The sequence below is a fragment of the Paenibacillus sp. FSL H8-0104 genome (assembly GCF_038050215.1).
Taxonomy (GTDB): domain Bacteria; phylum Bacillota; class Bacilli; order Paenibacillales; family Paenibacillaceae; genus Paenibacillus; species Paenibacillus amylolyticus.
In genome coordinates this window covers 4,133,277-4,145,830 of the sequence record NZ_JBBOTC010000001.1, presented here as the reverse complement: position 1 = coordinate 4,145,830, position 12,554 = coordinate 4,133,277, and the positions used below count along the sequence as shown (strand labels likewise).

General features: G+C 44.8%; 11 protein-coding genes. 10 read left to right on the top strand and 1 reads right to left on the bottom strand.

The window, feature by feature from the left end:
- The first annotated feature begins 80 nt into the window (after positions 1-80).
- From licT to NST38_RS18330, 4 genes are all read left to right on the top strand, one after another.
- Entirely contained in the window at positions 81-935 is an 855-nt protein-coding gene (gene licT, locus NST38_RS18345) for a BglG family transcription antiterminator LicT (protein ID WP_036613466.1), read from the top strand.
- 132 nt (positions 936-1,067) lie between these two features.
- A complete protein-coding gene (locus NST38_RS18340; RefSeq protein WP_076250091.1) occupies positions 1,068-2,987 on the top strand; it encodes a beta-glucoside-specific PTS transporter subunit IIABC in 1,920 nt (639 codons plus the stop codon).
- A 49-nt stretch (positions 2,988-3,036) separates the two neighbouring features.
- Positions 3,037-4,500: a glycoside hydrolase family 1 protein gene (locus NST38_RS18335; RefSeq protein WP_076250093.1), complete on the top strand. Its 1,464-nt coding sequence runs from the start codon at positions 3,037-3,039 to the stop codon at positions 4,498-4,500.
- Positions 4,501-4,668: 168 nt separating this feature from the next.
- Positions 4,669-5,235 (top strand): 5' nucleotidase, NT5C type, encoded by a 567-nt coding sequence (locus NST38_RS18330; RefSeq protein ID WP_047843459.1) that lies wholly within the window; start codon positions 4,669-4,671, stop codon positions 5,233-5,235.
- 9 nt (positions 5,236-5,244) lie between these two features.
- On the opposite strand, the gene NST38_RS18325 is transcribed toward NST38_RS18330, so the two are convergent.
- A complete protein-coding gene (locus NST38_RS18325) occupies positions 5,245-6,129 on the bottom strand; it encodes an AraC family transcriptional regulator (protein WP_083669597.1) in 885 nt (294 codons plus the stop codon).
- Between the two features lie 134 nt (positions 6,130-6,263).
- On the opposite strand from NST38_RS18325, the gene NST38_RS18320 reads away from it, so the two are divergent.
- The 6 genes from NST38_RS18320 to NST38_RS18295 all read left to right on the top strand — a co-directional run bounded on the left by NST38_RS18320 (position 6,264) and on the right by NST38_RS18295 (position 12,414).
- The gene (locus tag NST38_RS18320; RefSeq protein WP_076250095.1) at positions 6,264-8,993 is read left to right on the top strand and encodes an alpha-L-rhamnosidase; all 2,730 of its coding nucleotides are present in this window, start codon (positions 6,264-6,266) and stop codon (positions 8,991-8,993) included.
- A 114-nt stretch (positions 8,994-9,107) separates the two neighbouring features.
- Entirely contained in the window at positions 9,108-9,581 is a 474-nt protein-coding gene (locus NST38_RS18315) for a putative immunity protein (RefSeq protein WP_076250096.1), read from the top strand.
- Positions 9,556-10,095: a GNAT family N-acetyltransferase gene (locus NST38_RS18310; protein WP_076250098.1), complete on the top strand. Its 540-nt coding sequence runs from the start codon at positions 9,556-9,558 to the stop codon at positions 10,093-10,095. The genes NST38_RS18315 and NST38_RS18310 overlap by 26 nt, the downstream gene beginning before the upstream one ends.
- A 71-nt stretch (positions 10,096-10,166) precedes the next feature.
- Entirely contained in the window at positions 10,167-11,324 is a 1,158-nt protein-coding gene (locus NST38_RS18305) for an acyltransferase (RefSeq protein WP_143781230.1), read from the top strand.
- Positions 11,325-11,490: 166 nt separating this feature from the next.
- On the top strand, positions 11,491-12,051 hold the full coding sequence (locus NST38_RS18300; protein ID WP_076250102.1) for an AAA family ATPase: 561 nt from the start codon (positions 11,491-11,493) through the stop codon (positions 12,049-12,051).
- A gap of 57 nt (positions 12,052-12,108) precedes the next feature.
- Complete coding sequence (locus NST38_RS18295) at positions 12,109-12,414, top strand: hypothetical protein (protein WP_076250104.1); 306 nt, start codon at positions 12,109-12,111, stop codon at positions 12,412-12,414.
- The last annotated feature ends 140 nt before the right edge of the window (positions 12,415-12,554 follow it).

Sequence of the window (12,554 nt, the reverse complement as noted above, 5' to 3'; positions counted from 1 at the left end):
ACCACTATGGAAATGATTTTATTATTTCTGTTTTGGTTTTGCCCTTTTTTATTCCTCAAAAAAAACCAGGTGGGTCCATAATGATTATTAAACAGATATTTAATAACAATATTGTCAGTACCGTGGATGACAAAAATCAGGAACTACTGATCCTCGGCCGGGGTATCGGATTTAAGTTCAAAGCAGGCGATGAGATTGATGAAGAGCGGATTGAGAAGGTATTTCGTCTTCAGGATGCATCGATTTATGAGAAATTCAAATCCATCGTAGCTGAAGTGCCGATTGAGATTCTGCAGGCAACAGATGATATTGTGACACTGGCACGAACGCAATTGAACAAAACCATCAGTGACGGGATCTATGTCTCGCTATCTGATCACATTCACTTTGCTGTTCAGCGCTTGGAAAAAGGAATGATTACTCGAAATCCACTTTCTTGGGAAGTTCAGCACTTCTATAAGGCGGAGTATGATGTGGCCAGAGAAGCACTGACCTTGCTGAAGGAAAGACTGGATATTGAGTTTCCCAAAGATGAAATCTGTAATATTGCCTTACATTTCATCAATGCGGAAGTCAATGATTCCATGAACGATGTCACCCATCTGATGCAGCTGTTGCAGGAGATCATGAATATCATCAAATATCACTTCAACGTCGAATTGGATGAAGATAGCGTCAATTATTTCCGCTTCATCACCCATTTGAAATATTTCTGTCAGCGTGTCATTACACATTCTTCACATGATGATGCTGAGGAGTATTTATATGAAGTGGTTCGGAAAAACTATCCGGAGACATTCAAATGTATTGGCAAGATCGAGACTTTTATCCATAAGAACTATCAGTATGACATGACTCACTCTGAGCAGTTATATCTAACGCTCCATCTGGAACGTTTGATGAAAACCAAGCGGGACGAAAAGTCCACGCAATAGAATCAAATTACAACTGGATATCCTATGGGCTTGTTACTGTTCAATCAGGCAATACCCGAATGAGATGGCGCCATCCATATGCGCTAGATTCGTTCGGGTATTTTTTATTGGAAAAATGAGGAGGAAAACATCATGAAACATCAGGATACGGCGCAGGAAATCATTAAAGCCGTTGGGGGAACAAACAATATTAACTCAGTTTATCACTGCGTCACACGTTTGCGCTTTGATCTAAAAGACAACGAGAAAGTTGATAACGGCTCACTCAAGAAACTGGATAAGGTCATGGGAACGAATATTTCCGGCGATCAATTCCAGGTCATTATCGGTAATGATGTGGCAAAAGTATTCGATGCCATGGTGAGGGAAAATCCAGCAATCCAGCAAACTACAGAAAAGAAAGAGCCAAAGTCGGATAAAAAACAAAATGTCGTGCTGAAAATTTTTGAAACAATCGCAGGTGTCTTTGCTCCAATGCTTCCAGCGATTACTGCGGCAGGTATGCTCAAAGGATTACTTGCACTATTCGTGTCCGTAGGTTGGATGTCTGCCGGAACGGATACGTATCGTATTCTTTCAGCCATTGGTGACGGCGTATTCCACTACCTGCCTTTACTGATTGCAGTCAGCGCTGCTCGTAAATTCGGCAGTAACCCGTTTGTTGCGATTGCACTAGGTACGGCACTCATGTATCCAGACATGACAGCATTGTTATCAAGCGGTGAATCGGTTGGATTCTTGGGAATCCCGGTTACAGCAGTAAGTTATGCTTCATCGGTTATCCCGATTCTTCTTGCAGTATGGTTGATGTCCTATGTTGAGAAATGGGTTGACCGTGTTATCCCTGCTGCACTCAAACTATTGCTTGTGCCGTTGATTACCTTACTTGTTATGGTTCCGGTAACGCTGATTGCGATCGGTCCATTGGGTACATTTGTAGGTAGCGGATTGTCTGGCGGCATCAACTGGCTGCTGAATGAAGGCGGATTGATTGCAGGTATTGTTCTTGGCGGCGCGATGGCGCTCATTATTATGACAGGAATGCACTATGCACTTGTGCCGATCATCCTGAGTAATATCGCTACACTGGGCTTTGATAAATTCTTGCCATTGACCTTTATCTCCAATATGGGTCAGGCTGGTGCAACACTCGGCGTATTCTTCCGGGCAAAAGATAAAAAACTCAAAACGGTGGCATTGTCCACGAGCTTTACCGCACTCATGGGTGTAACGGAGCCAGCTATGTACGGCGTAAATATGAAATACAAAAAACCATTTGCCGCAGCCATGATTGGTAGTGCAGTGGGTGGCGGATTCGCCCTTGCTTTTGGCGCGAAAGCTTACGTTCTTGCGGGTAATGGTGGTCTCCCAGGACTTCCTTCCCTGATCGGACAGACCTTCTGGTATTCCTTTGGGGGTATGATTTTGGCCTTTATCGTGGGTGCGATCATGTCTACGATATTTGGTATCAAGGAAGAAGAAGGAGACGCAGAGGCGTTGGCTCAATTCTCACCGGGTGCTTCTACAGCAGCAGCGAAAGTTGTTTCCAACGATGCTACAACCGTAAATGTGGACGACATGGGCGATCCAACACCAACGAGTGATGCAGTAGCTGTTGCACCGATGACAGGTAAATCCATCCCGCTCAAAGAAGTCAATGATCCAACATTTGGTGATGAATTGATGGGTAAAGGTGTGGCATTTGTTCCAACGGTGGGTGAATTGGTTTCTCCAGTGACAGGTACCATCATGAATGTGTTCAAAACAAAACATGCAATCGTTGTCCGCAGTGATAACGGAATGGAATTGTTGATTCATGTTGGAATTAACACGGTGAAGCTGCGTGGACAGTATTTTGATGCACATGTTGCTACAGGAGCACGTGTACAGGCTGGAGACAAATTACTCACGTTTGAACTGGCCGAGATTGCAAAAGAATACGATATTACAACCGCTATGGTTGTTACCAATACGGCTGATTACAAGCAGGTTCTACCTGTGAAATTGGGCGAAATCACGATGGGTGAAGACGTCTTGAAAGCTGAGATCTAAACTGTCCGTCTTAGGACTAACAATATCAACAAAAGAAGGAGAGATACGAATGATTAATCGACAAGGGTTTCCGAAAGGTTTTCTATGGGGCGGCGCTATTGCCGCCAACCAGGCTGAAGGTGGATTCGATGCTGGTGGCAAAGGATGGTCGACAGCCGACATGGTTCCTTATTTTGAGAAAAAGGACTACACCAACCTTAGAGAACTGATGCATGTTACCAGTGCAACGGTTGAGAAAGCAATGGCACATCACAGTGCAGAAGGTTATCCGAAGCGTTACGGGATTGATTTTTACCACCGTTTCAAAGAGGATATTGCGCTGTTCGCTGAGCTAGGCTTCAAGACATTCCGTCTGTCCATTAACTGGCCGCGTATTTTTCCGAATGGTTATGATGCCGAGCCGAATGAAGAGGGACTGCGCTTCTATGACGAAGTGTTCGATGAACTCCGTAAATACGATATCGAACCACTTGTAACCCTCTCGCATTATGAGATGCCTATGGCACTTGTCCTGAAATATAACGGCTGGGCTGGTCGCGAAGTGATTGGACATTTTGTGAGATATGCGGAAACGGTGATGACCCGATACAAGGACAAGGTTAAATACTGGTTGACGTTTAATGAGATTAACACAACCATTATTGAACCGTTCACAGGCGGCGGTATTATTGAAGACCGAGTTGAGAACACGATGCAGGCTTCTTATCAGGCACTTCATCATCAATTTGTAGCCAGCAGCCTGGTGACAGAGAGAGCACGTCAGATTAACCCGAACTTCCAGATCGGATGTATGCTTGCGCGTATGATTCACTACCCGGCGACGTCGAAGCCAGAGGATGTGCTGCAAGCACAGATCGATAATCAGCTGAACCTGTTGCATACAGATGTACAAGTTCGTGGTAGTTATCCAACGTTTATGGCTCGGTACTGGTCAGAGAACGGGATTACCATTGCCATGGAACCAGGAGATGAGCAGATCCTGCGTGAGCACACGGTTGATTTCATCTCATTCAGTTATTACACATCCTTGGTGTCCGCAGTGAACCCGGAGGAATATGGAGTAACTGGAGGTAACCTGTACAGTACGATCAAGAACCCGAATCTGGAGCGTACAGAGTGGGGCTGGCAGCTTGATCCGATCGGCCTACGCGTTGCACTGAAAGAGCTGTATGACCGTTATCAACTGCCATTGTTTGTGGTAGAGAACGGCCTTGGTGCCAAAGATACCGTTGAAGCAGACGGTTCCATCAACGATGATTACCGGATTGATTATCTGAGAAAACATATTACACAAATGAAAGAAGCCGTTATGGACGGAGTGGACCTGATGGGATATACCAACTGGGGAGCGATTGATATCATCAGTGCATCCACTTCGGAAATGTCCAAACGTTATGGCGTGATCTACGTGGATCAGGATGACAACGGACAAGGCACATTGAATCGTTATAAGAAAAAGAGCTTTGGCTGGTACCAAAAAGTCATTGCCTCGAATGGTGAGAACTTGGAATAGATTAATCTATATAGGCACTCCGGGCGTAGCTGGTATTACGGCGCCGGGGCGCCTTTTTAATATGATCAGGTAGAATTCTCATCAACGCTATTGGCATTTCAAGGTAAAAAAGATGACTACATAACATTCTGGATGGTATACTGTGTTCGTATTGGGGGAGGGATAACCATGAAGAAGCCTATTATTGCTGTAGATATGGATGACACGATATGTCATCTGGTCAAGCGGGCTATATATCACAACAACCTCAACTTCCCGACCCATCCGTTGCGCTATGAGGATATGATTCATTGGGATACATCCCATTTGCGTCATCCAGAGAGCACGCATGATGTATTTTATGGTCGGCCGGGTCTGTTCGAGGAATTGGAATTGTACGACGAGTATGTTGTAGATGAGATGCGAAAGCTGAACGATGCTTATGATGTTATTGTTGTGACGGCAGCAGAACCAAGAACAGTCGTTGAGAAGTGGAACTGGCTTCAGCAGCATATGCCTTTTATAACCGCAGAACAGTTTATTACATGCAAAAGAAAAAACCTGCTCGCTTTTGATTTGCTCATTGATGATGGAGCACATAACCTGATTCCCGCGCATGAGGACGGCAAAAAGGTCATCTGTATCCCACATCCATGGAATATACAGGAGCGTGAGCGATACAACTTTCCGTTGATGTCTTCATGGAAAGAGGCCAAGGCATACATAGATGAAGTGTTACAGGTTGTTGGTGTCTGAAAGTAAATCTTATTGTCCAGAGTGCTGTGCTCTGGATTTTTTGCGATAGGCGAGAGGTGTTTCGCCTGTTATTTTTTTGAATGCAGCATAGAATGAATCCATATCCCGATATCCAACCAGCTCTGCAATCAGGCTGACTTTGTGCTGTGAACTCTTAAGCAGTTCACAGCTTTTTTGTATACGGAGGTGTTGCAGGTGGCCGCTAAAGTTCTGTCCGGTATGTCGCAGAAACATTCGCCCAATTTGCTTCTCGCTCCAGCCCGATACACGTACCAGATCAGACATTCGAATACGGTTGCTCACGTGTTCCTTGATATAGTGAAGGATGTAATCAAAACCGGTGGAATGATGCTCTTCATCATGATCCTTTTGATAAAGTTGTCTGTAGGTCATCAATACCAACTGGCTTACCAAGGTGTATAACATGGTAGACGAACCGATTCCCGGAACGGAGGATTCACGGTACAGCTTCACCATTAGTTCTTCAATCCGGTCGTTGTGATCCACAACGGATATATAAGGAACCTGATTTTGTTCCAGATCCATCAGATGTTGAATGATTTCTTTTTCCTGAATGATTGCTGTCAGCGTGTGGATCAATTCAGCATTAAATAAGCAATTATATATAATTAACGGATGCTCGGTTACGTTGGTGCTGACAGGACGAAAGACATGAGGAACGCCGACAGGAATGACAAACAGCATCCCCTTTGTCACCGGAATGACATCTTCACCGATATGATGAAAGCCCTTTCCTTCGGCAACGTAGCTATATTCAATAAAATCATGTGCGTGAAAAGGAAGCACAAAATCTTCAGAGCAACGATTGACAAAAAGTTGCAAATGATTATGCAGAAAGTATTCACTTTTCATGAGTTGTACAGATGAATTCACAAGCAACCTCCTCGCACAGATGGCTGAATCACCGGATGAAATAGTCCTGATTACCGGGTATTTAGGGCAACAGGATCGATATAATTATATCGTAACCCCGAATGGGAAGCCAAGATGGAAAGGACGATCTGCTAATGTTCAACGTTAGTCACCTTCGCTGTGAGTATAGAATCAACCCGATAGGCCTTGATGTCAAATCACCGAGATTAAGCTGGCAGTTACAGTCTGATCGTCGGAACTGCATGCAATCCGCATACCAGATCCAGCTATCCCTGTCAGAAGATTTTGATGAGATTGCATGGGATTCTGGCAAGATAAGCACGGATCAATCCATACATGTGGAATTAAACCATTTTCAGCCTTCCCCGCAAACGCGATACTATTACCGGATTCAGGCATGGGATGATGCAGGAAATGATTCGGGCTGGTCCGAAACGGCTTATTTCGAGATGGGACTTATGGATAGTCATAACAAGTGGCAAGCAGAATGGATCACAGCTAAACCATCAGATGATGGAGATACGTCATGCTCGCGTATGCGCAAGCAGTTTAATGTGAAACAACCTGTTACTTCTGCCCGCATATATGTTACAGCACTTGGATTATACGAGTTGCATATGAACAACACAAGAGTAGGAGAAGATTATTTTACACCTGGTTGGACCTCTTATCGTAAGCGATTACAATATCAAACCTATGATGTTACCCACCTGCTTCAGGATGGACAGAATACTTTAGGTGCTAATCTGGGAGATGGCTGGTACCGAGGATATCTTGGCTGGAACAAAGAACGGGAGATATTTGGTTCAACGTCCGCATTGCTGCTGGAACTGCATATGAAATACGCAGATGGATCAGAGGAATGTATTATATCCAATGGGGATTGGACCGCTGCTCCTAGTGCCATTCGTATGTCGGACATCTATATGGGGGAGACGTATGATGCACAAATGGAGTCCGACTGGTCGGATTCATCTCAGACGAATTGGTCACCCGTGAACGTACTGGATCATCCCAAAGATATCATCGTTGCTCAGGAGAACGTACCCGTTACCCAAGTAGAACAGCTACAGCCAATCGCCTTGTTAACAACCCCACAGGGAGATCGTGTAGTAGACATGGGGCAGAATATGGTGGGATGGGTGAGATTCAGCATTCAAGGTGAGGCGGGTCAGACGGTTGAGCTGCACCATGCTGAGATATTGGATCATGAAGGCAACTTTTACACCGATAATCTTCGCGCCGCCAAGCAGTGTATTCGCTACACGTGCAAGGGGGATGGCGTGGAATCATTTGAACCACATTTTACGTTCCAAGGGTTCCGCTATGTGAAGCTGGTTGGCTTTCCGGAACACGTTCGTCTGGATGAATTCACCGGAATAGTACTGCACTCGAATATGGAGCAAACAGGTCAGTTCTCATGCTCCAGTCCGCTGGTAAACCAACTGCATCACAATATATTGTGGGGGCAAAAGGGGAATTTCCTTGATGTGCCGACAGACTGTCCACAGAGGGATGAACGGCTCGGATGGACCGGGGATGCACAGATGTTTGTCCGCACGTCCTCCTACCTGATGAATACGGCTCCCTTCTTCACCAAATGGCTGCGGGATCTGGAAGCGGATCAGGGAGAAGATGGAGGTATTCCATTCTTCGTTCCAGATCTGAGAGGTTCCACCTCAGAAGGGTGGGGAGACACCAGTCATTCTTCCGCCGCTTGGGGGGATGCAGCAGTTATCTGTCCTTGGACCATCTATGAGATGTATGGGGATGCCAGATTATTGGCCGAACAATATGAGAGTATGAAGCAGTGGATCGAGTATATTCATGTGCAGGGTGACAATCCGTATCTGTGGAACACGGGATTCCACTTTGGCGATTGGCTGGGACTGGACTCCAAGCCTGATAGTTATGTTGGCGCAACGGACACGGATTATGTGGCATCTGCCTTCTATGCCTATTCGGTTTCGTTAACTCAAAAAGCGGCTGAGGTCCTTGGAAAGACAGATGATGCTGAATATTTCAAGGAGTTGCACACAAACATTGTTCATGCGTTTAGAAATGAATTCGTGACTCCAGCTGGGAAAATTGCTGTTCCTACGCAAACAGCACATGTTCTTGCGCTTCAATTTGACCTGCTGGACGCGACTGCCCGCACTCGTGCTGTTGATCAATTGGCAAAACTCGTGAAAGAGGCGGGCAATCATCTTACTACAGGTTTCGTGGGCACACCTTATCTGAATCCGGTATTGAGTGATGCAGGTCTTCACGACCTGGCTTATACATTACTTTTTCAAGAGGATTATCCGTCCTGGCTATATCAGGTGACTCAAGGCGCAACGACCGTCTGGGAACATTGGGATGGGATAAAAGAGGATGGCAGTCTCTGGAGTGCTGATATGAACTCATTTAACCACTATGCGTACGGAGCGATTGGAGAATGGTTGTATCGTTACGTTGCCGGCATTCGGTCCGATGAACATCAGCCAGGATTCCGAATGGTGCATATCGAGCCGCAACCCGGACCTGGACTGGATTGGGTGGAAGCGAGTCTGGAGACGATGTATGGTCATGTTGCTTCAAGCTGGCACCGGTTGGCGGATGGTAAAATGGATATACGGGTGCATATTCCCGCCAACACGAGAGGTACGGTACGTCTTCCTGGAGCAGGTGCACAGATCGTTCTGGAACAAGGGAAACCGTTGGATCAGTTGGATCAGATAAGTGGAGTTCAGGATATTCAAAACATTGGAGACGATGTTGAAGTCACACTTGGATCTGGAAGTTACCAATTTACGTACAAAGACACGGATGCGAAAAAGGATCGGGATGTTCAGGAGGCTACATTGACAGAGTCCGTATAATGATAGAATAAGTGGTAAGATGTACACTTGAAGAGGATCTGCACACACGCAGGTCCTTTTTCGAACTTGTTGAGAGTAAATTTGTAGTATTTGAACAATGAAAGGAGCATGACCATGGCAAAACCTGCATTCAAAGATGCACCTTTACGTAGTGAAATAGAGGATTTGGCTAAGCAACAGGATCACCACACATTGGCCTGTTGGGCTGCGGAGTGTGCGGCACGTGTCTTGTATATATTTGAGAAGAAGACGGAGGATCTCCGCGCACGTGATGCCATTGATGCAGGAAGAGGTTGGATCCGTGGAGAGATTGCCATGGTTGATGCACGAAAGGCGGCTTTTGCAGCTCATGCTGCTGCACGGGAAGCCGATCATGTCGCTGCCTCTGCTGCCTCTCGTGCGGCGGGACACGCAGCTGCAACGGCCCATGTCAAAGGCCATGCGGTACATGCCGCAACCTATGCAGTGAAAGCTATCTTTTATGACTCTCTGATGGAAGAACAAGAACGTCGTGTCTTGGAAGAGAGAACGTGGCAATATCAATATCTGTTGGGAGGGTGTAATGATAATGGGGAAAGAACACGTTAGATTAATTAAACCATCACGAGCATATAAGGAAGCGTATTTGGCATTTTATGAAGACTGGGTCAGAAGTGGAGAATTGATGGTACCTTGGGTCATTTCCAAAGATCCTTATGCGTTCGATGAGATGTTGGCATTTTTGCAACGCAATGAACAAGGGATCGACATCCCGGAGGGCTGGGTCAAAGACAGTACATATTGGCTGGTCACGGAGAGTCAACAAATCGTGGGTGCTGTGAATATAAGGCATGAGCTTAACGATAAATTGTTCAACAGTGGAGGACATATTGGATATGGTATTCGTCCAGGAGAGCGGCACAATGGCTATGGTTCCGAAATTCTCAGGCTTTCTTTGGAGAAAACGAGAGAGCTTGGAATCACCAAAGTATTGATCGTATGTGATGCGGTTAATGAGCCTTCCAGAAGGGTTATCCTTCGAAATGGTGGCATTCGGGATGAAGACTATGTGGAGTCCAATGGCAACGTTGTTGAACGATTCTGGATAGAGAATGTCGAATAATGCAGAATAATGATGAAATAAAACGAAAATAATATGGATTATGATTGTATTACCCTCGTGTGCTGATTAAAATGAAGCATAGAATCTGGATTGCGGCCGGAAACTATCATCCCATATCAGGCACAAGTGAGGTTATCTTTATGAATCAACCGGTTAATCGGCCCCGGCGTATTGAGTATCTGGATCTCTATCGTGCTTTTGCCATCATGGCAGTAGTAGCTATTCATGCAACTTCAACAGCAGTTGCGCATTACCCCAAGCATACATTAGATCATGATGTGTATTATTTCTGGAACACGTTTTTGCAATTTGCCGTTCCAGCGTTTCTGTTTCTGTCATCCCTAGTCTTGTTCTACAACTACAACTCCAAGGTGAATGAAAAGGGTTGGATGCTCGCTTTTTATAAGAAGCGTTTATTTAATGTATTTGTACCCTATGTGGTGTGGTCCCTTATCTACTTTGCCATTAAACAGTTGCTTGCGGGCAAAGAACCTTTGACCCATGGTGTTCAATTTGCCAAACAATTAGTGATGGGAACCGCTCATACGCACTTGTACTTTTTTCTGATTATTCTTCAATTCTATATCGTTTTTCCATGGCTTCTGTCCCTTATACGCCATCGTTTGTTTAATCGGTACTTGCCATTATTCTTTATTGCTGGCCAAGCGATCTTCTATGCACTACATTTGCAGTTTCACTTCGAACGGACAGGAAGTTTGTTACCCAGTTATCTGATCGTGATTGGATTTGGCGCATGGGTTGGGTTGAACTTTGAGTGGGCATTGAACAAACTGTATACTCACCGTTATGTGCTCATAGCTGCGTTGATAGGTGGAGGTGCCATTTTTATATATGGTAATGCTTATATCAAAACCGCTTTTGCTGCATACCCGGTTATAACCTATACCGTGCTGTTCCTGTTCCGTAATCTGTTTACCTTGTCAGCCTGCTTGCTCCTGTTGATCTTCAGTGAACGAATGGGCACAGGAAAACATACCGAGGTTCGAAAAGCTACGCGTATTCTGGACTCCTTGGGTACAGTTGCGTTCGGTGTATTTTTAATGCATCCACTCGTACTGCTCTTCTGGAGACGTGAATTCACAGATGACCTGGCTCGGCACTTCAGCGTGGGCATCATACTTTCTTATATTGTGGCGCTCCTGATCTCATGGATCTGTGCGATGGGTTTGCGCCGGATGAAGTGGGGATGGGTACTGATCGGACGGTAAGTATAAATAAACATATGTAATTTAAGATAAGAGATTTCAAGCCCTCCACGCGTTGAGGGAATCACTTGAAACCTCTTTTTTATTTGCCCTAATGAAGGTATTATAGAGTTTAATGTCCATAAAATTGAATTAATGGAATGAACACCACCTTGTCAGGAGTGATCAAATGAAATTGGTGATTATTTTTGGTCCGCAGGCTGTGGGCAAAATGACGGTTGGGCAAGAACTGGAGAAGATAACAAAGCTTAAATTGTTTCATAACCATATGACCATTGAATTGGTGTCTCCTTATTTCAGCTATGGTACACCACAAGGCAAAAGACTGGTTAATCTGTTCCGTCAGGAGATTTTTGAAGAAGTGGCGAAGAGTGACCTACCGGGTCTGATTTTTACATTTGTATGGGCTTTTGACCTGAAGCAAGACGGAGAGTACATTCGTCAAATCAGCGAGTTATTCGAATCTAATGGAGGACAGGTCTGTTATGTGGAACTGGAGGCTGATGCATCAGAAAGACTGGAGCGTAACAAGAGTCCGCATCGGCTGCTGCATAAGCCAACCAAGCGAGACATCGCGTGGTCTGAGCGAGATTTGCTTGATACGATGAAGCTATATCGATTGAATTCGGAACCGGGAGAAATCAAGCATGAGCACTACATACGGATTGATAACACACACAAGAGTCCGGATGAAGTGGCACAGTTAATCCAGGAACGCTTTAATTTGTAATCTGAGAAACGTCTAACTTAGCAAAGTAGATACTTTATATGAGAGGGGCATTACATCATGTACTTTGTTTTATTTTTGCTCATAGGACTTGTTTTATGTTATCTGATCCCATTTGGTCCAATAGTGGCTGGGGGCATTATTTTTGCACTTGTTGTAGATCAATACCGTCAGACGATACATATGCGTGAAGATATCCGAGACATCAAGAATCATCTGGGGTTAATGAACAAAGGCGAGGCGCAAGAGTACGAGTTGGATAAAGAATACACTCAAGTTGATCGTTTGGATTCAGAAGAAATGAACATGATTAATCGAAGAATTGAAGCTGAACTGGAGAAAGAAAGCAAAAACAATAAACCGTGAATTCCTGTAAAATAATTCTTGATTTGCTCACTCCTGTGAGTATATTTACCTAGATCAGGAGTCATGCTAATTCGATATTAACTTTTTGTTGCACTGTGTAGAAATTTGTAATATTATGAGGGAAGCGCGTACAACATATC